At 50.1% G+C, this 23,850-nt stretch carries 20 protein-coding genes; 9 read left to right on the forward strand and 11 right to left on the reverse strand.

The annotated features are described in order from the left end of the window. A partial coding sequence (locus T370_RS25370) for a hypothetical protein (protein WP_029435485.1) occupies positions 1–206 on the forward strand: 206 nt, incomplete at its 5' end. A gap of 582 nt (positions 207–788) precedes the next feature. On the opposite strand, the gene T370_RS0108685 is transcribed toward T370_RS25370, so the two are convergent. From T370_RS0108685 to T370_RS0108720, 8 genes are all read right to left on the reverse strand, one after another. After that, the gene (locus T370_RS0108685; protein ID WP_081847527.1) at positions 789–2,468 is read right to left on the reverse strand and encodes a vWA domain-containing protein; all 1,680 of its coding nucleotides are present in this window, start codon (positions 2,466–2,468) and stop codon (positions 789–791) included. Positions 2,469–2,472: 4 nt separating this feature from the next. Then, positions 2,473–3,450 (reverse strand): DUF3150 domain-containing protein, encoded by a 978-nt coding sequence (locus T370_RS0108690; RefSeq protein ID WP_029435487.1) that lies wholly within the window; start codon positions 3,448–3,450, stop codon positions 2,473–2,475. A 10-nt stretch (positions 3,451–3,460) separates the two neighbouring features. Further along, the gene (locus tag T370_RS0108695; RefSeq protein WP_029435488.1) at positions 3,461–3,766 is read right to left on the reverse strand and encodes a hypothetical protein; all 306 of its coding nucleotides are present in this window, start codon (positions 3,764–3,766) and stop codon (positions 3,461–3,463) included. Positions 3,767–3,783: 17 nt separating this feature from the next. Beyond that, positions 3,784–4,773: an AAA family ATPase gene (locus T370_RS0108700; protein WP_029435489.1), complete on the reverse strand. Its 990-nt coding sequence runs from the start codon at positions 4,771–4,773 to the stop codon at positions 3,784–3,786. A 97-nt stretch (positions 4,774–4,870) separates the two neighbouring features. After that, positions 4,871–5,287, reverse strand: coding sequence for a type II toxin-antitoxin system VapC family toxin (locus T370_RS0108705; RefSeq protein ID WP_211250509.1), 417 nt, complete (start codon positions 5,285–5,287; stop codon positions 4,871–4,873). After that, on the reverse strand, positions 5,284–5,535 hold the full coding sequence (locus tag T370_RS0108710; RefSeq protein ID WP_029435491.1) for a type II toxin-antitoxin system Phd/YefM family antitoxin: 252 nt from the start codon (positions 5,533–5,535) through the stop codon (positions 5,284–5,286). The genes T370_RS0108705 and T370_RS0108710 overlap by 4 nt, the downstream gene beginning before the upstream one ends. 195 nt (positions 5,536–5,730) lie before the next feature. Continuing rightward, positions 5,731–5,985 (reverse strand): amidohydrolase family protein, encoded by a 255-nt coding sequence (locus tag T370_RS23575; RefSeq protein ID WP_051643810.1) that lies wholly within the window; start codon positions 5,983–5,985, stop codon positions 5,731–5,733. 298 nt (positions 5,986–6,283) lie between these two features. Further along, positions 6,284–7,711, reverse strand: coding sequence for a helix-turn-helix transcriptional regulator (locus T370_RS0108720; protein WP_029435492.1), 1,428 nt, complete (start codon positions 7,709–7,711; stop codon positions 6,284–6,286). Positions 7,712–8,041: 330 nt separating this feature from the next. Here T370_RS0108720 and T370_RS0108725 point away from each other — a divergent pair, with 330 nt between their 5' ends. From T370_RS0108725 to T370_RS0108735, 3 genes are all read left to right on the forward strand, one after another. Then, positions 8,042–9,061, forward strand: a complete 1,020-nt coding sequence (locus T370_RS0108725; RefSeq protein ID WP_029435493.1) for a TRAP transporter substrate-binding protein — start codon at positions 8,042–8,044, stop codon at positions 9,059–9,061. A 68-nt stretch (positions 9,062–9,129) separates the two neighbouring features. Next, positions 9,130–11,052, forward strand: coding sequence for a TRAP transporter large permease (locus T370_RS0108730; protein ID WP_029435494.1), 1,923 nt, complete (start codon positions 9,130–9,132; stop codon positions 11,050–11,052). 17 nt (positions 11,053–11,069) lie between these two features. Next, positions 11,070–11,495: a GlcG/HbpS family heme-binding protein gene (locus T370_RS0108735; protein WP_034506133.1), complete on the forward strand. Its 426-nt coding sequence runs from the start codon at positions 11,070–11,072 to the stop codon at positions 11,493–11,495. Between the two features lie 865 nt (positions 11,496–12,360). On the opposite strand, the gene T370_RS0108740 is transcribed toward T370_RS0108735, so the two are convergent. The 3 genes from T370_RS0108740 to T370_RS0108745 form a co-directional block, all read right to left on the reverse strand. Next, positions 12,361–13,962, reverse strand: a complete 1,602-nt coding sequence (locus T370_RS0108740; RefSeq protein ID WP_162177136.1) for an AAA family ATPase — start codon at positions 13,960–13,962, stop codon at positions 12,361–12,363. Further along, positions 13,895–14,743, reverse strand: a complete 849-nt coding sequence (locus tag T370_RS25375) for a hypothetical protein (RefSeq protein ID WP_162177137.1) — start codon at positions 14,741–14,743, stop codon at positions 13,895–13,897. The genes T370_RS0108740 and T370_RS25375 overlap by 68 nt, the downstream gene beginning before the upstream one ends. Before the next feature lie 287 nt (positions 14,744–15,030). Further along, positions 15,031–16,743, reverse strand: a complete 1,713-nt coding sequence (locus T370_RS0108745; protein ID WP_081847529.1) for a site-specific integrase — start codon at positions 16,741–16,743, stop codon at positions 15,031–15,033. Between the two features lie 263 nt (positions 16,744–17,006). Here T370_RS0108745 and T370_RS0108750 point away from each other — a divergent pair, with 263 nt between their 5' ends. The 5 genes from T370_RS0108750 to T370_RS0108770 all read left to right on the forward strand — a co-directional run bounded on the left by T370_RS0108750 (position 17,007) and on the right by T370_RS0108770 (position 23,811). Further along, entirely contained in the window at positions 17,007–17,339 is a 333-nt protein-coding gene (locus T370_RS0108750; protein ID WP_051643811.1) for a type II toxin-antitoxin system RelE/ParE family toxin, read from the forward strand. Then, positions 17,339–17,650, forward strand: coding sequence for a helix-turn-helix domain-containing protein (locus T370_RS0108755; RefSeq protein WP_029435499.1), 312 nt, complete (start codon positions 17,339–17,341; stop codon positions 17,648–17,650). Before T370_RS0108750 ends, T370_RS0108755 begins: the two co-directional genes overlap by 1 nt. Before the next feature lie 155 nt (positions 17,651–17,805). Next, positions 17,806–19,374, forward strand: coding sequence for a class I SAM-dependent DNA methyltransferase (locus T370_RS0108760; RefSeq protein ID WP_029435500.1), 1,569 nt, complete (start codon positions 17,806–17,808; stop codon positions 19,372–19,374). Further along, positions 19,371–20,654, forward strand: a complete 1,284-nt coding sequence (locus tag T370_RS24295) for a restriction endonuclease subunit S (protein ID WP_156034387.1) — start codon at positions 19,371–19,373, stop codon at positions 20,652–20,654. Before T370_RS0108760 ends, T370_RS24295 begins: the two co-directional genes overlap by 4 nt. 22 nt (positions 20,655–20,676) lie before the next feature. Further along, positions 20,677–23,811: a type I restriction endonuclease subunit R gene (locus T370_RS0108770; RefSeq protein WP_029435502.1), complete on the forward strand. Its 3,135-nt coding sequence runs from the start codon at positions 20,677–20,679 to the stop codon at positions 23,809–23,811. Positions 23,812–23,850: the final 39 nt, after the last annotated feature.

Genomic DNA, 23,850 nt, shown 5'->3' on the forward strand with positions numbered 1-23,850 from the left:
TCAATACGCTCCTCGGCGGCTGGCCGGACGAAACCCTGTCCTCGCGCTGTTACCGTTGGGCGCGGGACGGGGTGAGGGCATGGCCCCGGCGCGTGGTGGACGGGCTGTTCTTCTGGCAGAGGGAACACTGCAAAAGCAGTTATGAGAGCGAGAGGGAGGGGAGGCAGTCGCCGCCGGAACTGCGGCGCGTGCCCCCGGAAACATAAACCGTTATAATCTTTTCAGGCAGAGGCGGGGGAGATTGGAGCCTCCCCCACCGGCCCGGTGACAAGACGCCGGACCACGGCCCCACATGATGATTGCAGCATCGTGCAAGGTTTCCGCCTGCGGTTGTGCTCGTGACGAGCGCGCAACACATAACAGGCAGGGAGCCGGGGGCAATATGTGAGTTGTCCGGTTCGGCAATATCGATACATTTTCTTTGAGTATTATCAATTTAAAATTGATTTTTCTTCATAATAAGTTTATCCTATTTCAAATAGGAGTATCTATCATGAGCCTTGAACGTGTCCGCACACAGCTTGGCAAGTTCGGCTTGGCGAAGCCTAACGATGAAATGGCCGTCACAGTTCAGCCTCTCTCGCCCTATTATCTGTTCAGTGATTCAATCGGAGAGACATTCCTGATCGCCCGTGCAGATGATGTCGAACAGCGGTTAAATGTCATTTCATACAACATGGGAAAGTTAACGTATGAGCAGTTCTGGAGTGGCGTATGGCTCGGAAGAGCCCCTCATTACCGTGGTTTTGACGAACTATGGGAATCTCTCGCTGCTGAGCCGTTCTCCGTCAGCATATCGGTCCCCAAGGGACCCGAAAGACTCTATATAGGTCGGGCAAAGAAGCTGAACAAGGGGATTTGGCTCTTTGAATCCGAGAGCGGGGAGCACGGGCTTGTTCCCGAGCGGGAAACCCGAAAGTGGTATCTTGAATAGACATAGAATTCCGACAAGCGAAATGCAAAGCCCCGGAGAAAAATCTCTGGGGCTTTGCATATGCTGTGCCAGCATGAGGAAAAGGCAAAAAAGAGTGTCCCAAATCGCGCGCCAAACTGTCCCAAATCGTGCGCCGCGTTAGTGGGATGGAGTCGGGTTCTCCGTCCGTGATGATCAGGATGATTTTCCTGTTCTCGCGGAGGGGACACATTTGCTGCATGACCCACCAGAGAGATTCCGCCATCGGAGTCATCCCGTAGGCGATTTCGGGGAATCTGGCGGTGAGCTTTTCACCGTGCCGAAGAACAGGGGCAACCGTTGCCCCGCGTTTCGCCCTGTTTGCGCCGGGAAACGCCGTAATGCCCAGATTTACGCCGGGTATACCCTGAAGAGCCTTTCCCACGGCATAACAGACGGCATTCGCCAGCATGAGGCTGGAATCCGTCATGGAACCGCTGCTGTCCAAGAGAATATGAACCGCCGTATCCGGCGATTCCCGGAAACCGTTCTTCACGAAGACTCTGGGATTCCCGACCGCCAGCTTGTGGCACAACGAAGAGGAAAAACGCCCTCGTACTCCCGGCATGGCGGGCAGCCATTTCTGCGCCTGCATGAGTCCCTGAAGCCTGAAACCGAGTCCGGCAGTCTGACGTTCAATCCGGCTGACTTGTTCGGGAGGAAGCTCCGCAAGCCGTTTCTGGCCCGTGACGGCTACCCTCAGTTGTTTCTGCCTGTCTTTAGGTCTGTTCAGCTCAATTCGTTCCGCCAGAGCCTCACCGAATCCCCTCGGAAGTTCATCGGAAGACAACGCACCTACCGCCTTTGCTAAAGAATCCAGAGAGGCATTTGAGGAAGCCACAGATTCATCCTGAGCCGCTCCTGAATCCTCTTTCTCCGGTTCCGTGATGGATTTTTGTTCAAGACTCCAGGCAAGGGTGGCTTGTTCCAGTTCCAGCGCATACCGGATGCAGTCTCCGGTATCCTTGCAGGAATCTTTCACCCTATCGAGAATTCCGTGCAACGCCTTTCGAAGTCCTGGATAGTGGCGTTCCATCGTCTTCGCCACGGATTCCCTGCGGGGGATAATCGCGTCTACAGACCATGAGCGCACCGTCAGCAAGATGGTGTTCAAAATGGAAAAGGCCGGGTTCGTATCTCCGGCCTTTTGTGTTCCAAAGAGTTTTTGAATCAGATACCTGAAGTTTTCCCGGCATCCCGGATACCGTGCCGAAAGGCGTTCTTCGACACGCCAATCCTCAAGGATGTTGAACAGGTTATGCTGAAAAGGCGTTAAATTCGCCTTTCTTAGAATCTCAAAGTCCGTTTCCCGGATATGGGCGGATTCGTGATCCGTATATCCTTTTATCATCGTTATTAATTTCGGTTCAGAATCCAAGGGAAGCGCGGGCAGATGAATCGTTTTGCCGTCCGTATAGGCTTCACTTCCGCCGATTTCCACCGTTACGCCGTATTGGTTGCTCAAAACGCTCGCCAGCAGCGGCAAGCAATCCATGATATCCTTTTGTTTCAACATGATGCTACCACAATCCTACGTTGGGGAGATTGGCGTGGGGTACGGGAAAGACTTCCGGCAAGTCTTCACGCACAGGAATATCCCGCATGACCGGAGCCGTTACCGCATCGAGCACGCTGGCGGGTCCATAGCCTTCGATAAGCCGCTCGGCATGGGCAATAAGCGCATTAGGATCACGGAGCAGACACACCAGTCCCTGCAACATGACCAAATCCGCACCGGTAATGTTGCCCTTCCTGGGAATCCGATTGAAGGCCATCTGGATGATGTCCACCACGGGACTCACGTGGGGATTGATGAACGTCAGGCCGGACAGTTTCTGCTGGAGCGTCCGCAGGGGGGACAACGCCTTGTGGGTCACTTCCGTTTTGCCCGCGTAGACGCGATTCCATGTCTCGTCCGCGGAACGGGCAATCTCTCCAAAGAGCGTTTTGGCGAGATTTTCCACTTCCTCATTAAGGCCGGACTCGGCAACGGCTTCTGGGACGGCATGCTCCATGAGCGGCGCAACCCGATACAACTGCCAGGAGAATCCCATGCGGGAACGGACATACTCGGAACCCACCGTGGATTCCCTGATGATGCTGGCCCACTTCGTGTGTTTGTTGATCCAATTTTCAATAGACTGATCGTAATCGGCAAGGAACGCATCCTTTTCCTTCAGAAACTCATCCCGGATACCTATGAGTTCTTTGATAATGTCTCCCGCCTTATCTTCCGGGATGGCCCAGCCGGACATGAACCGGATGCCGTGACGATCCAGATAATTGAGGGCACGGGCCTTCAGTGTGGCGAAAATCTTGAGGCTATTGGGATCAGCGATACGCTTGGACCCCAGAGAGGCCAAATCTTCAGGAGGAAGTTCCGCGCCGCCGAAGTCTTCCAGCACCATCTTCTTGCGGGCCGACCAGAGATTGACGTTGAGATTCAGGGCAAGAAGGTTGTTGAGAACCTTGATGTCGGAAAGAATGGGGGTATCCATGATAACTCCTTCAGTTGGTTAAAGGTGTTAGAAATTTAATGTGGTAGCCTTCAGCGAGTTTTTGGAGGGAGCGTTCCAGAAGCTCCTGCACGGGGTTCCCGTCCATGCAGTCGTCGGCAGGTATGGTCATGCTTCGACCTGATCGCCCGGAGCATCCCCGGAAAAGTTCCAGCGCATGCGAAAAGGCTTCCCCACGCCAGAAACGTGAAGAAGCCTCGTTTTTCAGAATAACCTGCGGAAGCTGAGGAAGCGTGTCGAGATAGCCGGGATCGGCTTCCATATGTCCGAGAATTGAGGTCAGCCATTGCTCCAGCATGATTGCCGGAATCGTTTTCACTCCCCCAGATGGCAGTCCATCGGGAACATCCGCTGGAGGAGTTCATGCAGCATGGCACGGGTAGGCCGGGACGCCCGAAAGCCCAAGGCCCGGTCCAGCGCGTAGGATAACGGCTGGATACCCTGATGCGCCAACGGCTGAAAACGCAGGGTCAAATCGGCCCAGCGAAGCAGCGTTCTTGTGGAGAGCGTCACCTCGATGGTATCCGTGTAGGAATCGGACGCACCTATGAACTGCTTCCTGATTTCATTGGCGAAATCCACCATCTTGACGACAATATGTTCAGGCAGGGCCGGATAGAGCTTCACCAGCAAATCCTTTTCCACTACGGCATCCGGGTAATTGACCTCGCCCCAAATAAAGCGATCAAGCCACGCAAAATTCATCCTCCCGGTTCCCTGATACAGCCCGGTATCATCCCCTCCTCCGTTGGTATTGCCCGTGCAGGCTATACGGAACATTTCATGCGGATGAATAACTTCCCCACCGTTTTCGGGCAGGCACAAGGAAGCCCCTTCCAGAACACCGTTGAGTCCCACGGCAACCTCAGGAGAAAGCAAATCCGCTTCATTCAAAAGGAAAAGCCCGCCATAACGTATCGCAAGACTCAAAGGCCCATACTCATAACGCATGCTCCCATCATGCAGAGAGATGTGACCGCACAAGTCTGCAAACTCCAGTCGTGCATGTCCTGTCACCTCAAAAATAGGATAGTTCAAACGTGCGGCAAGCTGCTTGATGAGGCTCGTTTTTCCCGAACCCGTAGGACCGTAGAGGTACAACGGATCAAGTTTGTTCATGAACCAGACGGCGGCATCCCTTGCCGATTCGTGAAAGCTGTAGTGCGGGTCAATGGCAGGGGTATACAGGCAGGGATTCTGATAGCCCCAAATCTTGTTCCCGGTCGGCACACCGCTGAAAACAAGCCCGGCATCCATTTCGACGGGCGTGAGGGCTTCCAGTTCCTGAATGGTCTGTGATTCCATGACAATGCTCCTTTCAAAAGGTTTAAAAACAGAAAATCCCGGCCTTTCCGAAGAGAAGCCGGGATGTTTCCATGATTCATGCTGTGTGCTGTTTTTCTTAACAAGTCCAAGGATTAATGATGGGAACTCCCATTGGTTCAAAATCCTTACAATTTCTGGTCACAACAGACATTTTGTGGGTAAGCGCAGTTGCAGCAATAAGCGCATCTCGATCTGAACGAGGATCGGGGACATGCAATTCCGCGCAACGCATGGCAACATCCATGTCCACGTTCAGTATTCTTCCAGAGAAGGCGGGAATAACCTTTTTTATAAACCATTCCTGCAAAATATTGCCTTGAGTCAAATCCCTGCGCTGTACGGAGAGAATACCCATTCGGATTTCCAAAACGGAAATAACGGACAGATACATGCACTGAGGTTCTCTATTTCTGGCCCACTCGACGACACGCGGTTCAGCCCTGTGAGCCTTTCTCAATTCAGAAATAACGTTGGTATCAACAAGATACATCATGATAAATCCACATTCGCAAATAAGGTCTTCTGTAAGGGGGTCGGCTCAAAATCAATCTCCGCACTCTCTGGGCATCCTAACATGTCCGCCATATTGCGGTGCGTTGCTGTGATTTTTTGATATTCTTCTATAGTAAGGAGCACATGGGCCAAACGTCCCCTGTCTGTAATAAACACAGGGCCTTGCATAGCCAGACGTTTGGCTTTTCCGGCATCCTGATTGAACTCTCGGCTCGACATGGTGGTCATGGGACACCTCTTTTTGTATAAACATATCTACATGCTGTTCGAGTTGTCAATCCCTTTTTACAACACCTCACAAGGACAGGGCATAGAGTCTCTCAAAGGGTTCCCCCTGCTTCTCGCATCGAGCTAAAAGCGTCCGGGCATCCTGTTCTCCCAGCAGCGTTTCGAGTTCCTCATTCAGCCGTTTTCGATCCAGCGTTACCCTCCCGTTTTACGGTGGCTGGCGAAGGACCGCCGCCAGCCACCGTCTAGGCACACGCCCCGGAAGCCCTGCCGGGCCAAGGCATCGACGCGATCCGGCAGATCGGCATCGTAAGGGTTGAGCCCGGCAAAAGGAATAAAAGTCTGTGGATAGGCGCGGGCCAGCTCAAGGATGTCCTCATTGTCGACCTCGCCGTATTCGTCGGCCTTGCGACCCATGACGACGGCGCGACTGATGCCGCTTTCCTCCATGAACAGTCTGATGGAATGTTTCTGTGCGGAAACAACGGGTTCCTTGTCGATGTCAGACCAAGCGGATCGGTCTGTTCGGGCTACTTTTCGTACAGAATGCCGCGCATGAAACTCTTATAGGGCGGGCGAACGCGGAAATCGATGAACATGGGTTCCTCCTCTTGTAAAAAAATCCTGATGTACGTGCGGGATTCTGTGCATTTTGGACTGTCTGGATAGACTTAAACCGCACAGAATCCTACACGCAGGATAAAAAGGAGCCCTCCAGATTGAGGAGGACTCCTTTTCTTTGCGAGGATTATTTATTATCGTACGGCATGATAGTTTTATTGTTTTGCCTTATTATATATATTAACTCATGTTTGCTATTGATATTCATACGCTTAAGTATATTCCTAATATGTGTCTCTAACGTAAGAGGCGATATGGATAGTATATCACATATAATATCTTCAGATATCTTTTGGGAAAGTAGGATTGAGATGATAGACTGCTGATGAGTGAGGCCTTTAGACATAAAAAAATTAATCAATATATTATTTTTTTGTGATGTTTTTTCTATATACTGGATAGAACATCGTGCCTGGTAGAGCCAGAATGTACAGGCACCGCAGCTGGATAACAATACGATAAGCAAGAATATGAACAAAATATCCAATTCTTGGATACCATATACGCCGAAAAAGTGCAGTGAACAGACTTGGGATCCGGCCCAGAACGTGAGGTACATATATCCTAGGCAAGCATAAAGTTTTTTCTTTTTGTTTTTCTGGAGGCGCGTCGACATGGCCGATACGGCCACGAAAAGGTACACGGCGAGGAGGCCGAAACCGAGGCGTAGCCCAACGAGGGACAGGCCCGGAGACTCACTGTGCAGGATCGGCCAAGCGGCATACCCGCAAAGCAGGAACGGGACAACAAGCAGGAAGGCTTGGTAGATGTCCTTTTCCAACGGGAGCTTTAGGAAGACGATGGCAAGAAGCCCCCCTATGCCAAAGAGCAGCGTCAATATCAGGGGAGTGGGTTCGCCCATCGGGCGCAGGAATACCACGAGGTTGTAGAAAAATCCGGCGCTGAAGCTGATGCCGCAGGCTGCGCAGATCAAAAGGTTCAAGTTCCCCATGCGCTGATAGTAAAAAAAGGTTGGGAGATTGGATTTTTTCTTTTCTTCGGGGGTTTCTTCCGGCTGTTGGACATGCGGAAGCAAAAAGCGGCTCATGCTCAAGGAAATGACGCAAAGGGCCATCGCCGTCGCTGGATGGAAATGTATGAAGCTATTGATGCCGGTCGAAAAGACGAAACTTCCGCCAATGATGGAAATGATGCTGCGGTACGGTATCGCTACGAGGCTATGGAGCCAGGCGAGAAGCATCATGGCCGACCCCGCCCCCGAAACGACGAGGACAAGGACGCTGAGGGTGCTGTATTCCTTCTGGGGGAACAAGGGGAGCGAAAAGAGTAGTGAAAACATGCACAAAGTTGCGGTGGAAGCCAGCCAGTCGTGACCTGCCCGGTAGAAACAGGGGGGCACCCGGCACTCTAACAGAAAAAGAACCAAAAATGTAAGACTTACAAAAAAGAACAGATGGATTGAGTCGCCGAGTTCTCCGGGGAAAAATGATTGCTTGGCGTCGAGTGAGATATCCAAAATCTGCCAATGCCAGACGATGAAGAAGCCTATCCCGCACAATTCCCGCCAATACGCGAATGGGCGAAACAGGAACATGAGCGGGCTATCCGCTTGTCGGTGCTCTGCTGGGCTCTTTTTACACATAACGTTTATAGCTTTATAGATATTTTAATATGCTTAAATAACATAATTTTTTTGTATATACCTCTTTCCGGTATTCACTGGATGCGTACTGGAAACCGGGATTTTGCATCAAAAGCTGCCCTTAAAAGCGAATGTCTATTGATTTTTTAGCGCAGTTGTCTTTAAAAATACAAGTAGTGATGTTGTTTCTTTTTTCCCAATGTGGAAGGCCGGCCACGTTGAACACCTGTTGGGGAACGGGAACAGTGCGCTTCAAACATCATTTCAAACGAGGAGATAGTTATGAAAAAGATGTTTTGCCGTCAACTGCTTGCATGTTTTTGCCTTGTGGGGGTCGCTTTCACCTCTCCCGCCTTTGCCGCGTATGACGGGCCGAAATTCAGCTTCCGCGTTGCCCACACAACCCCTCCGGGCAACCATATCACCTTGGCCTTTGAAAAGTTCAAGGAACTTGTCGAAAAGAAAAGTGACGGCAGGATTTCCGTTCAGATTTTCCCCAACGCGATGTTGGGCAGCGACCGCGTTCTCATGGAAGGCGCCCAGAAAGGAAGCCTTGAGATGGCGGTGAGCTCCACCCCCAATATGGCTAACTTTTCGCCGTTGTATCAGATTTTTGACCTCCCGTATATCACGAGCCCTCAAAATCAGGAAAAGCTGTACGCGGCCATTGATTCGGGAGAACTCGGAAAATACCTTGTCAAGGTGGCGCATGATATCGCTCTCGAGCCCATCATGTACGCCGAGTATGGCTACCGGAATTTTGTAACGATCAAGAAGCCCATTTCGAGCGTCAAAGACCTCGCGGGGCTCAAGATACGTACTACGGATTCCCCCGTGGAAGTTGAAGTTGCGAAGGCCCTCGGCATGAACCCCACGCCTGTGGCATGGGGAGAAACCTATACCGCGCTTCAGCAGGGGACCGTTGACGGCGAAGGCAACACGTTCCCTCATCTGTATGGCGCCAAGCACCACGAAGTGCTGAAGTATGCGATCACTTCCGTCCATAACTACGGGATGCAGGTCATGATGGCCAACAAGAAGTGGTGGGACAAGCTGGACCCGAAGGCTCAGGGGCTGATCAGGGAAGCCGCCGCTGAAGCGTTGACCTATCAGCGTACGAAGCTGTACCCGGAAAACGAGGCCAAAGCCCGTGAAGGCTTTATCAAGGCCGGCATCAAGATTGTCGATCTGACTCCGGAACAGATTGAGGAATTCCGTGTGGCTACCCATCCCGTGTGGGACAAGTTCATGAATCAATTCCCGAAGGAACTCGTACAGATGGTTCTGGACACCCAGAAGTAGGCGTCCTTGGGATGCGGATCGGCATGATCCGCATCCCTTTTTATGCCTGACCAGCCAATGGAGTAGCCATGCAGAAGTTGAAGAAAATGGTCGCTTATGCCGATACGCATTTTGAGAAACCATTCCTTATTCTGGGTTTGGTGGCGATGATTTTGATCATTTGCTATCAGACGCTATATCGGTATCTGATCACGTTCCTCATCCAGTTTGTCGGCGATCCGTCCAATGCTTGGATGATTGCCCCGTTTTGCGATCCTCTTGCGCTCAAGAATACGATTTCCCAGTATGTCGGCCTCTCTGTCTGGTCGGAAGAAACGGCGCGCTATATTTTTATCTGGATATCGTATCTTGCCATTCCTCTTGCGATCAGAGAGCGCAGCAATATACGCGTCGATATCATTTATGACAGGCTTTCGAATCGGCTCCAGGCTGCAAGCTGGGTCGTCGTCGACCTTTGCCTTCTGATCCTGAGCGGGTTTATGCTGTTCAAGGGATTTGAGCACGTCCGGATGCAGATAGAAATTCCTCAGACGACGGCAGCCCTTCAGATACCTTATTTCATCCCGTACCTGATCTTGCCGGTAGGGTTTGGACTGATGGTGCTCAGAGCACTGGAAGACCTTTGTGCCCAAGTTTACCGCATCCGGGCCACGGATTCTTTGTTGGCGGTCCTCTTTACGGTTTTCCTGTTCAGCCCGGTCTTTCTTTTTGAGCAGCTCAACGCCATCATGCTCCTTTTCGGGTACTTCATCGTATTGCTCTTTATCGGCGTTCCCATTGCCTTCAGTCTGGGCATTGCGTCCCTGATGACCGTACTGGGGGCCAATACCCTGCCCGTTGACTATCTTGCCTCGGTCGCGTTTACGTCCATCGACAGTTTCCCGATCATGGCCATCCCTTTCTTCATCGCCGCGGGGATTTTCATGGGGGCCGGAGGGTTGTCTCACCGGCTCCTTGCCCTTGCCGATGAAGTCGTAGGCGGCTTATCCGGCGGGATCGCTCTCGCCAGTATCGCCACGTGCATGTTCTTCGCCGCAATCAGCGGTTCTGGGCCCGCCACCGTGGCGGCCATCGGCACGTTGACCATCCCGGCGATGACGGAACGCGGTTACGACAAGATGTTCGCAGCTGCGGTCGTGGCGAGCGCGGGCGCCATCGGCGTCATGATCCCGCCCAGTAATCCTTTCGTGGTCTATGGCGTTGCGGGGCAGGCTTCCGTGGGTAAACTTTTCTTGGCGGGCATCACTCCGGGGATCCTGACGGGACTTGTGCTTATGCTCGTGGCCTATTGCATCGCCAAAAAGAACGGCTGGAGGGGCGCACCGCGTCAGCGTAACCTGAAGACCTTGGGGAAGGCGGTTTGGGTCGCCAAGGGTGCCTTGCTTGTCCCCGTCATCGTATTGGGAGGCATATACGGCGGCATCATGACGCCGACCGAGGCAGCGGCTGTTGCTGCGTTTTACGGCCTTCTCGTGGGCTTGTTCGTTTACAGGGAGCTCACATGGCGCTCTTTGTGGTCCTGCTGTCTGGAGTCCGCCCGGACTTCCGCTATTATCATCATGCTGATGGCGATGGCCACGATATTCGGGAATGTCATGACGCTTGAGCAGGTGCCCGAGCGCATTGCGTCCGCCATCCTCAGTTTTACGGAAAACAAAATCGCCATATTGCTGCTCATTAACCTGCTCCTGCTTTGGGTAGGCACCTTCATGGAGGCCTTGGCCGCTATTGTCATCCTGACGCCCATCCTGCTTCCGCTGGTTTTGAAGGTGGGCGTGGACCCCATCCACTTCGGCGTCATCATGGTGGTCAACTTGGCCATCGGTTTCGTGACGCCGCCCGTCGGCGTGAACCTTTTTGTGGCCAGCGGCATAACGAAGGTGAAGATCGAGCAGGTTTCCCGTGCGGCGGTTCCTTTCCTTATCGCCATGTTGGTGGTTTTAGGTTTTGTGACCTTTGTGCCGGAAATTTCCCTTTTCCTAATTGACTGATTGTGATGGGTGCATTGATGGAACATATCCTTTCGACACGTGTGTTATTGGCTGTCCTGAACGGATTGGAGGCGGAAGCCCGAGGCGGTGCCCCGGTATGCCTTGCCATCGTCAATTGTGGTGGAGGGCTCGCCGCCCTGCTCACTATGGGTGGTACGCCGGAACGGGCAGTCTCAATAGCACAGGGCAAAGCTTATACGGCCTTGCGCATGGAAAGCTCTACAAAGGATTTCCATGAAAGGCTGTTGAGAGAGCGGATTACGATTGCCGATTTTTGCGATCCCGCTTTCACGACACTGGAAGGAGGCATTCCCCTTTTCGATGGGAACGGGAAGTGCGTCGGCGGTCTGGGGATCAGCGGCAGAAAGCCTGCGGAAGATGGGGAACTGGCGGAACGCTTAGGGCGTATCTTGATGGATCTACTTAACGGTACAAAACGGTAAGATCGTCGGATACGGCTTCCCGGATACTTCTCTGGGCGGGCTCCTTTTATATAGGAAAAAGCTTCATCTCAGATGGGGCTCTCCCGTGACTCCGCTGGAGGGCTTCCATCTGAAATGATGAAGTGTTGCGTTGGGATCCCGTGGTGCTTGCACCGTACGGATATGGGGGCAGTGGAGTAGAAGTGCTTATCCGGGACAGCCCTATGAAGGAATCAGTTTGAATTCACGTTGGGCGTTAACGATAAGGCTCTTCTGAGGCGCAGGTCAAATGATGATACCTTTAGCCGTTTGACCTTCCTCAGCCAATTTATGAGCGGCATATTGTCCTCTCCTCCGTTGATGTTGCCAATCCATCCCTGAATGTCGCAAGCTGAAGCACTTGGGGAGAATATTCCAAGGCATTGGTTACACATTTCAAGGAAATCTTGTGGTAAAGAACTTCCCCTGTTTCCTAAATAAGATTAAAAACTGACTGGTCCCAACAGGCTTTGAGCAATTCTGACAGACCGCCGATTTGGATGGTATGGCTCCTAGAAAGCGTTGTCGGCAACCTTGTGGTGGATTTGACTTCAATAATCCGTACAGGGGGTGAGGTTGGGTGGCGATAAGAGCGAAGTCCAGATGGATATTCAGCCGGATTGGAAGGCGCATATAGCACAGCGTTAAAATTTAAAAAGGCAGCTTGAGTAAAACTAGTTTAACTACATGAAATTATTGTAGTGAACTTTGACAAAATCCCCTTTTACGGCTTTTTTGAGGTGTTTTGAAGGAATTTGGGAGGTGAAAAAATGATTGCAAAGGCGCAAAAGAAGGCGTTCTCCCACAGGGAAAAACGCCTTTCATTTTGAAAAGAGTATAGGGAGAGCTACTCCGTTATGACGTAATGGCAGCCTCGGCCTTCTCCTTGTTTTTTCAGCAGCCCTTTATCCACGAGTCCAGCGAGAATTTTTCCAGCCTTTGAATCACCGCACCCCAAAAGGCCTTGGACCTCGGCATTTCGCAGTTTACCCTGGCTGCCAGCTTTTTGAAGTACTCGTCTTTCCTCATCAGAAAGTTCATCTGCTGTTTCCATAGAAGGAACAACACTCCCCTCAGAGTCCCCACCCGCAAGGAAGCTCAAAGGAAGTTCTTTGCCGTCCCGATCGATTATGGTGAGGGGCTTGAATCCTGTCGCACTGAAAGGCATCTGTAGCCAAAAAGTTTTCCCTTCCAAAATGCGTGCAGCCTTGCACACCTTGAAATGAATTCCCACTATGAAATCGCCTTGGTTCACAGCATCAAGAATCGAACTAGGTAGGGAGTTTTCACCGTTGTTTTTAGGTGAGGTAATGACGATCTCCGTATGAGCACGGATAGAGAACTCACTCGTTCCACGCATAGTTGCCTTCTCGGGAGCGTTGTCTGGACAATTATGACTATGATGGACGAGTATAGGCACGATGTTACATTTCTGCATTTCTTCCAGATATCGGAAAATGCCATTTACGGAACTTGCGTTATAAACACGGCCATCCGGGACAAGTGATGTAAGGTTGTCAAAAAAGATCGTTTGGATACCTTCTTCTTTTGCTTTTTCCAAAAGAGTATCTTGGAACCCTTCATCCAGAAGATTTACATCTTGATATGATGCAAGTTTACAGATGGAAAAGAAATTATATTTTTGTTTCTGCAATTCATATTTTCCAAGACGATCCTTGAAATTCTTTGGCGTGCTTTCGCTATCAACGAGCAGAGTTTTTGTAGACACACCATTTACAGGAAACATACCCCAAAGGGAATTATGCGTGATTAAACTATTGGCAGAACTAAGCACAACATGACTTTTTCCCACATTTTTGGGACCATGAAGCATCGTAATTCCGCTAAAGATATGTTCTGCGGTAACGTCGGCAAGTTCCGTTGGCTGAGAATTCTCCTCAACCGTATCAGGATCGAAGAATGTGATAGCAGAGGTTGGTTTTGGAGGTAAGGAGAGTTCCTGCTTCGGTACGGCAAAAAAGCCAGCGTTCTTACCCCACTGAATGAACTCCTCATATCCACGGGCGTTGTTGACCAAATTCCGCAAAAAAACAGAAGGCCGCTCAATGTCGTCGATATGGACTGCCGTACGGAGCAATTCTGCTTCCGCAACATTATCCAAGTCATCTGCCATATTCTGGAGATCACAGGACGGAGCAGCGTGAAGGAGAAAATTGCTAGCAACAGAGAAGCGTTCTACAGATGCCCCTAAAATGTACTCACGGTAAGCTTTTACAGAGGCGAAACTTTTTGTACTGGGAGCAGGTACGAATACAACGGGATGACCGTATAGATAATTCCACGGCAGAAGGGACAAGTCTGTCCCCAGATGTCCAGTGACGATAAAATCTCCTGTGTCCCTTCGACATTCTTTCAATGCATTATTCAACGCTGTAGCGGTACGGATATCTGCACAAAAAATGATGATAGCACTCCGATTTCGATCCATTTCGTCCTGATTCAGAAAAAAAAGCCGGTGGCTTACATTTGCCAATAGACAAAACGCCATTGATGGAGGTTGCGGGGAGGCAAAGTAAGTGCTCTCCAATGACGTATTGAACGACGCCTCCAATGACCTGACCCGATGGACTCATAATCTCAGTCAAATCAGTACATATAGCCTCGCCTCTTTGGCTAGGAAGGTTAATTGTGTCCGGTATCCCCCCAGAGGCTGCAACGGTTTCTGGGATAGAGTCTGCCGACGAAAAGAAAAAAATATTCTCATAATTCATACCAAGAATATCAGCAAGCGTAGCAAGAGCATCCAGCCAGTTAATATTCAGTATATTTTGTATAAATTCTATCAGAGATGTATGAGTTGTTTTACGATCAAGAGTCCATATAAGTCTATCAGGCATTAGTTCGTAATAAGCAGAATCGCAAGAGGGTAAGAGGCAACCTAACATATGATTATTTTTATTATGGAGTTGGCGCAAATCCTCATATTCAACCAATCCTGCAAATAATTTTTTATGAAGAGAATATTCAATATTATAAATATATTGAGTATTGTTGCCTCCCAACGCCGTTATCATATTTTTAGAAAAATTATGGTTGGTTTTTATAGAATTTTTGAAAGTACTATTTTCATGAAATTCCTTGATAGAAAATTTACGCTTAATAAAATTAAACTGATTAGATTCAATATATTTACAACTATAACTAGTAAGATTGTTTATTATTTGTTGTGTAGCATAATAGCTTAAAATATCGTCGTAGTTTTCATTCATAACCATCTCTCCTTATAAAAATAAACATTACTAAGACCATCATGAAGCACAACTAACTCAAAAAATAAAAAAACCCCAAAGAACAATTTAAAAATTGCTCATTGAGGCTCAGAAAACCCTAACGATAGCTAAAGTAGCATCTGGGTATTCTATAATTAAAATAAAATGTTACGATTACATCATGTAGATTCTCACAATTAAAAATAAGTTTTCAATTTTTTTGATCATAGCGTGCTATGCGTCTAATATCAAGCACCTATGCTCAATATGGAGAATACTTTATTATTCTAATTAGATAATTGCTCTAACTTTTTCCGAAAAAACAAAATCCAATTTAATTTTTGAATGACATCCGTCAACAACGCCTTCACAGGCCAGTCACCAGCGTAGTTCTCCGTTACCCCCATATCCACCATCTCATGCCCAACCACAGCCTGAAGCATGGAAAGGTCCACACGGGCTTCTTTGTGCAGATACTCGATCACCGTATGGCGGAAGCTATGGAAAGCCTTGGTACTCGGCTCACCATGTTGTCCACCCACTCCCACGGAACGGCGATAGCGCGTGAACCAGTGCGTCAGGGCGGAACCGAGCTTCACAGTGGCATGGTTCACGGCGTTTATTCTTTCCTGTAAATCAGGAAAAAGCAGAGTCGATGCGTACTTTTCCTTCGGCGTTTTTGCCCATCTGGAAGCAACAAACTTCTCCAGGCCAAGCTCTCGCCAAAGATGAGGATGGACAGGTACCTTGCGGATACCGGCTAAGCTCTTGACGTGCTTCACATACCCGGAGCCCTCGCTTTCCTCATTGATGGAGAAGCACAGCACTCCATCCACCTTCACGATATCGGAAAGATGGAGCTGACAAATCTCCTCCAGCCGCATCCCGGAATACAGCGCAATCAACGGAGCCCAGAAGCGTGATGATACGCCTTCCGTTGCCTGAACGTACTTTCTCATGTCCCCGAAAAGTGCTTTCAGCTCATCTTGTGTGAACGACTCACGTTTCACGCCCTTTCGTCTTATGTCCTTGTCGGAGAGAACCTTCGGGAACCCTGAGTTCACGTATTTGGCCTGTACAGCTCCGCGATACTCCAACTCGCACCAGTTGACGAAACTCCGCACGTTTGTCTGTCGGACTTCCATCGTCTTCACGCTTAAAAGCCGTTCGATCTGCCCGGAGCGGCCCATATCGGCAAGCTGGAGCCAGCCTTTGCCCGCATACTGCCTTTGCCCACAAAGGCGGCAGGGCAGGTGTTTCAGCGTATCGAAGTAGCTACGGATGTGCTCACGAGAAAGCTCATCCACGCAGATATCCCGACCATGCTCCAACTCCCTCACAATTTCCACGAACTGGCGAACCTGCGGGGGAATGTCTTTGGCGCTTGCGGCTGACCATGTAAGCGTCTTGGCTTTGACGTAGGCATCAAAAGCGTCCCTGAGACTGGGGAGTTCCTTTTTCCCTTCCAGTCTGATCCTGCGGCGTGTTTTTTCAGCTGACCTGGTAAGGATATTGCCTTCTTGTCTGACGGCAGGGGCTTTGTCCTGTATGGGGTCTTTGCGGACAGGAGCAGCCTTTTCAGAAAATATTTTGATGGAAAGGGTTCCCTTTTGTTCCCTCAGAAAAGAGGGAAGCAAGAGGGTCAGGGAAGCTGGAGACAGGTCTTTTTTCAGTGTGGAATCGAACAGGAATGTACCCACGGATTTGATATTTTCTTTTGTAATACCAAATTGTTGTGAGATATTGTCCTGTACGGAATGTATCCGTTCTTCGACCATGTCTTCGGACAGGGCAAAAAAGTGTTGGGCAACGAGCGAGAGCCGCAACGCTTTGGAGCGTGCGGTTCGACTGTCCAGACCATTCAGAGAACGCCTGATCTCACATTTGCCAAGCAATGATTGCAGATGGTTGGGAACAAGAATGCGGAAATAGAGAATACCGCGATGGAGAGTGAGATGTGAGCTGGGACGTGGGTGAGAAACCCTGTGAGATGGTGGCATGTTGAGCTCCAAACTGTATCCCTGAAATGTATCCACAGGGAATAAAGCTCATGCCAAATAAAAAACGCACTGAATCCAGCGCGTTAGCATAAGTGGCGGAGAGGGTGGACTTGTATTTTTAACGTAATATTTTGATTTTACATGTATAAAAATATCACTGTAAAAAGTTTCTCCGGTTTGCTCTCCGGTGGTGAATGGGAAGAAGAGAAGGGACTTGACAGAGTAAGTCATTGGCTTACAATCTGCTTATGAAAGACGCACCCATGACCGTAATCGAAACGCAATCCTTTTTGCGGACGGCAAAGGCCCTTGTTTCGGACGAGGAACGGATGGATCTGATCGCATACCTTGCGGAAAATCCGACTGCCGGTGACATCATGGAAGGGACGGGTGGCGTCAGAAAGGTTCGGTGGGCGCGAAGAGGCGGGGGCAAGAGTGGAGGATTCCGCGTCATCTACTATTACTACTCTGAGGTAATCCCGTTGTTCGCTCTCGCCATGTTCGAAAAAAGCGCAAAGGTCAACCTGAGCGCCGCTGAAAAGAACGAAATGAAAAAATTGACCGCGATCCTTTCGCAATACGGGAGGAATAAATAATGAGCACTGAAGCACAGACCATTCTCGAAGGGCTCCGGCAGGCTGTTGACATTATGGAAGGCTCTGCCCCGGAAACCGAGTATGTGAAGCACCGTTTTGATCCCGTGCAGGCCCCGGAAACAATCGACGTGCGAAGCATTCGCCAGCGTATGGGGCTTTCACAGGCCGTCTTCGCGTCGGCATTCGGGCTTTCACTGTATACCCTCCGCAACTGGGAACAGGGCAAGCGCCAGCCTGATCCTGCGGCACGCGCCTATTTGAGGGTCATTGAGGTCGCCCCGGATGTTGTCCGACAGGCGTTGTCTCAGTAACAACGTATTTCTTAGCCCTTTTTCTTGTTATCTTGGGATTTGGAATGAAGATGAGACTGCGTTCCGGCATAAAGGGCTGTCGCCAACTGGGGACAGCCCTTTCTTTTTGAGGATGTCTCTTCTATTCTCACTAAAAACAGCAATCAGGAGTCGTCATGGCACGAGGCAGGAAAAAGGCGGAAACGCAGGATACGGGAGCGCAGCTTGGGATTGAGGCGGAACTTTTTAAGGCCGCAGACAAGCTGCGTGGCAATATGGAGCCCTCGGATTACAAGCATGTGGCTCTCGGATTGATTTTCCTCAAGTACATTTCCGATGCGTTTGAGTCGAAGCACACCGAAATTCTGGCCTCGGAATACCCTGAAGATGCGGAAGATCGGGATATGTACACAGCCGAAAACATCTTTTGGGTTCCGCAGGAGGCCCGGTGGGTGTACCTCAAGGACAATGCCAAGCTTCCGACCATCGGTACGCTCATAGACGATGCCATGCGTGCTATTGAGAAGGACAATGAGTCACTCAAGGGCGTTTTGCCGAAGGACTACGCACGACCCGCGCTCAACAAGATCATGCTTGGTGAGCTTATCGACCTTTTTTCCAATATCAATCTCAATGGGAACGGGGACAGCTCCAAGGACGTGTTGGGGCGTGTGTACGAATACTTTCTTGGGCAGTTTGCCGGAGCGGAAGGCAAACGGGGTGGGGAGTTCTACACGCCCCGTTCCGTTGTGCGTGTGCTGGTGGAGATGCTCGAACCCTATTCCGGGCGGGTCTATGATCCCTGCTGCGGTTCCGGCGGCATGTTTGTCCAGTCGGAAACGTTCATGCGCGAGCACGGCGGACGCCTTGGCGATATCGCGGTGTACGGGCAGGAGTCGAACTACACAACATGGCGTCTTGCCAAGATGAACCTTGCCGTGCGTGGCATTGATTCCGACATCAGGTGGAACAATGAAGGAAGTTTTCACAAAGATGAACTGCGCGACGAGCGGTTTGACTTCATTCTTGCCAATCCGCCGTTCAACGTGTCGGACTGGGGCGGGGACAAGCTCCGGGAAGACGGGCGTTGGAAATATGGCATCCCACCGGTAGGGAACGCCAACTTCGCGTGGCTTCAGCATATCATCCATCATCTGGCCCCCAATGGTACGGCGGGCGTGGTGCTTGCCAACGGCTCGATGTCGTCCTCGCAGTCGGGAGAGGGTGATATCCGCAAGGCAATGGTGGAAGGCGACATTGTGGATTGCATGATCGCGCTTCCGGGCCAGCTTTTCTATTCGACGCAGATCCCGGCCTGCCTGTGGTTCCTTGCAAAGAATAAACGTCCCGTGACGAAGGCCGGAACATGGCGAGATCGTCGGAGGGAAGTATTGTTCATTGATGCCCGTAAACTGGGCGTGATGGTGGATCGCACCCGTCGGGAACTGACGGATGTGGACATCAGAAAGATTGCGGATACCTATCACGCATGGCGTGGTGAACCTGATGCTGGAGCTTATGAGGATGTGCAAGGCTTCTGCAAATCCGCAACGCAGGAAGAAATCCGGGCGCAGGGTCACGTCCTCACACCGGGGCGTTATGTTGGCGCGGAAGAACAGGAAGAGGATGCCGAACCCTTTGCAGAGAAGATGGCCCGCCTTACTGCGGAGTTAAAGGCGCAGATGGAGGAAGGGGCGAGATTAGATAGGGAAATATTACGGAATCTGGGCGGACTAGAAGTATGATGAATGAAAAAAAGCTGGCAGATGTTCTAGAGATAACATCAAGTAGACGAATATTTGCATGTGATTATTGTGAATATGGTATTCCATTTTTTCGTGGGAAAGAGATTACAGAAAAATACTTGGGTAATGATAAAATTTCAACAGAACTATTCATATCTCGCAAAAAATTTAATGATATAAAGATAAAGTTCGGAGTACCCTGTGATGGAGATATTTTATTAACAAGTGTTGGAACATTAGGTTCTGTGTATCAAGTTAAAAAAGGAGATGAATTCTATTTTAAAGATGGTAATATAACATGGTTTAAAAATTTTTCAGATGATATAAATAGTAAATTTGTTTACTATTGGCTTATAAGCAGAGATACACAGAATAAATTAAATAAAATTGCAATAGGTACAACACAAAAAGCATTAACAATTGTCAATTTAAGAAATATTATAATAAAATATCCATCTCTTTATGAACAAAATTTTATTGTTCATATTCTTGAAACGTTAGATGACAAGATAAAGCTTAACCGTCGCCAAAACACCACACTTGAAGCAATGGCACAGGCGATTTTCAAGGAGTGGTTCGTGGATTTTGGGCCGGTACGCGCCAAGATGGAAGGCCGTCAGCCAGAGGGCATAAGCCGTGAGATTGCGGATTTGTTCCCTGACCGTCTAGATGATGAAGGAAAGCCGGAAGGGTGGGAACGGAAAAAACTTGGTGACTTAATTACATTTTATTCTGAACGAATAAAGTCAGATAAATTGACAGAATCTAACTATGTTTCCACAGAAAATATGCTCTCTGATAAAAAAGGAATTACAAAAGCATCAAGTTTACCAACCACAGATTCTGTTCCAGCTTTTTGTACTGGGCATATATTGGTTTCAAATATACGTCCATATTTCAAAAAAATATGGTTTGCTACTTTTGATGGAGGACGATCAAATGATGTTCTCGATTTTTGCCCTTCAATAGTAGGCACAAATTATTTTATTTTTAATATACTCATATGCGATGCTTTTTTTAATTTTATGATGCAGACGGCAAAAGGGTCAAAGATGCCTAGAGGGGATAAAAATGCTATTATGGCATATCCCGTTGTTGCTCCAACTGAAGTGCTACAGAGGGCATATTCGAGTTTAGTTGAAGTTTATTACAAAAAAATAAATATTAACGTGTTAAAGAACGAAGTACTTACCTCTCTTCGTGACACTCTTCTCCCCAAACTCATTTCAGGAGAACTGCGTGTCCCGGATGCTGAAAAGATGGTTGCTGACATTGTGTAATCTTTTCCTGTAAGGAGCAGTCATGGCCTTTCTCTCCGAAGCTGATATTGAATCCGCCTTGCTGTCATACTTCGCAGACCTTGGTTATGCGGTGGAAAGAGAAGAGAATATCGGGCCTGACGGGAAACGCCCGGAACGGGAAAGCTATGATATGGTCATTCTGCGCGGGCGCCTTGAAAAGGCCATAGGCAGGCTCAATCCCGGACTGCCTGCGGAGGCTAGAGCCGATGCCATCCGAACGTTGACACAATGCGAACTGCCCAATCTGCTTGAGGAGAACCGACGCATCCATAAGCTCCTCGTGGAAGGCGTGGATGTGGAATATTTCGGAGAGGACGACGTGCTCACCTCCGGCAAGGTGCGCATTCTTGATTTTGACGATCCCGATGCCAACGACTGGATGGCTGTCAACCAGTTTACTGTTGTTGCGGGGCGCATCAATCGCAGGCCGGATGTCGTCGTGTTCGTCAACGGCTTGCCGTTGGCCGTTGTCGAGTTGAAAGCTCCCGGTGATGAAAATGCCACCTTGTCGGCGGCGTTCAATCAGTTGCAGACGTACAAGCAACAAATCCCCGCGCTGTTTCATACCAATGCCGTTCTCCTTACCTCCGATGGCATGATGGCCCGCATTGGCTCCTTGTCCGCGGATGAGGAACGTTTCATGCCGTGGCGCACGATTGATGGCCTATCCGTAGCTCCCAAGGGAACGCCCGAACTTTCCGTGTTGACGGAAGGCGTTTTTGAACGGCGGCGTTTTCTGGATCTTATCCGGTATTGTACGGTTTTTCTGGAGAAAGACGGACTCATCAAAATTCTGGCGGGGTATCATCAGTTCCATGCCGTTCGCCATGCCGTGGATTGTACGGTAAAGGCGTCTCTACCGCAGGGCGATAAGCGCGCAGGGGTCATCTGGCATACGCAAGGATCGGGAAAGAGTCTGCTCATGGCTTTTTATGCCGGGCGGCTCGTCCTGCATCCCGCTATGCAGAATCCCACGCTTGTGGTTCTTACCGACCGCAACGATCTTGATGATCAACTCTTTTCCACGTTCTCCATGTGCCGAGATCTGATCCGGCAGACGCCTGTACAGGCGGAGAGTCGCGAAGATCTTCAGCGGCTCCTCAACCGCGATTCCGGGGGCGTCATTTTCACTACGATCCAGAAGTTTTCCCCGGAAAAGGGCGACCAGTACCCCGTGCTGACATCGCGGCGCAATGTGGTCGTCATTGCCGATGAAGCGCACCGGAGCCAGTATGGTTTGAAGGCTAAGGTAAAGAAAGATACCGGTGAAATTTCTTATGGGTTTGCCAAATATCTTCGCGATGCGTTGCCCGGAGCCTCCTTTATCGGGTTTACCGGAACGCCTATCGAGGCTGACGATGTGAATACGCCTCGTATTTTTGGCGATTACATCGACATCTACGATATCAGCCGTGCCGTGGAAGACGGCGCGACCGTCCCCCTCTATTATGAAAGCCGCCTTGCCCGCATTGAGCTTGATGAAAATGAACGTCCGCATCTGGACGAAGCCGTGGATGCAGAATTTGAGGATGAGGACGAGATTCAGCAGGAAGCCCTTAAACGCAAGTGGTCGGGAATCGAGGCGCTGGTCGGGAGCGAGAAGCGGCTGAAGCTCATTGCTGAAGACATCGTAAAACATTTTGAGGCACGGACAGCTACTTTGGAAGGAAAGGGCATGATAGTCTGCATGAGCCGCCGTATTTGTGTGGCTCTGTACGGTGCCCTCGTAGCATTACGCCCTGAATGGCATAGTAAGGATGATGATAAAGGCGCGCTCAAGATCGTTATGACCGGTTCCGCAAGTGATCCTCAGGAGTGGCAGCAGCACATCGGAACCAAGGGAAGGCGCGACCTTCTCGCCAAGCGGACACGGGATGCGAATGATCCGCTCAAGCTGGTGATCGTGCGGGATATGTGGTTGACGGGATTTGATGCCCCTTGCATGCACACGATGTACATCGACAAGCCGATGCGTGGGCACGGGCTTATGCAAGCCATAGCCCGCGTCAACAGAGTATTTCGGGACAAACCTGCCGGGCTGGTGGTGGACTACATTGGCATCGCCCAAAATCTTAAAAATGCGTTGAGCCAATATTCTTCCGCAGATCGCGAGAAGACCGGTATTGATGAGGCACAGGCTGTAGCTGTCTTGTTGGAGAAACTCGACGTGGTGCGCGCCATGTATCATGGATTTGACTACACGACGCCGCTTGGAGGCACTCCGCATGAACGTATGGTCATGATGGCGGAAGCGATTGAATGGATTCTGGATATGCAGCAAAAGGACGCCGCGAAGGAAACGACGCCGGAAGGCAAGAAGAAGGCTCACCGGCGTTATCAAGATGCCGTGCTTGCACTTTCCAAGGCGTATGCGCTGGCGGGGGCGAGCGACGAGGCCGCACGGGTTCGGGAGGAGGTGGCGTTTTTTCAGGCCATCAATACCGCGTTGGTCAAGAGCCGCACCGGTTCGGGCAAAAGCAGGGAAGAGCGCGACTTCGCTATCCAGCAGATCGTCAGCCGCGCCGTTGTCTCAACCGAAATCGTGGATATCCTCAAAGCGGTGGGAATCACAAGCCCTGACATTTCCATTCTTTCCGATGAATTTTTGGAGGAAGTCCGTCAACTGCGCCAGAAAAATTTGGCTCTGGAGTCTTTGCGAAAGCTTCTGAATGACGGCATCCGCTCCAGAAGCCGAAACAACATTGTCCAGACGCGGGCTTTTTCCGAACGGCTGGAAGACTCGATAGCGCGGTACCACTCCAATGCGTTGACTGCCGCTGAAGTCATACAAGAACTTATTGAACTTGCAGTCGATATCAGAAAGGCCAGAGAACAGGGGGAGGAGTCTGGACTGACGGAAGACGAGATCGCGTTTTATGATGCTCTGGCGGAAAATAAAAGTGCCGTACAGGTGATGGGGAACGATAGTCTTAAGGTAATAGCCCACGAACTTTTGATAAGCCTGAAGGCCAATGTTTCCGTGGATTGGGCGCATCGAGAATCAGCACGGGCGCGTCTGCGCGTATTGGTCAAGAGAATATTGCGGAGGTATGGTTACCCCCCGGATTTACAGGATAGTGCTGTGCAGACTGTATTGCAGCAGGCGGAAGCGCTTTGTGGAGAATGGGTAGCTTAATTTCAGTAACCTACCTTGTACAGAGAATTTTTCACTACT

Source organism: Bilophila wadsworthia ATCC 49260 (assembly GCF_000701705.1).
Classification (GTDB): domain Bacteria; phylum Desulfobacterota; class Desulfovibrionia; order Desulfovibrionales; family Desulfovibrionaceae; genus Bilophila; species Bilophila wadsworthia.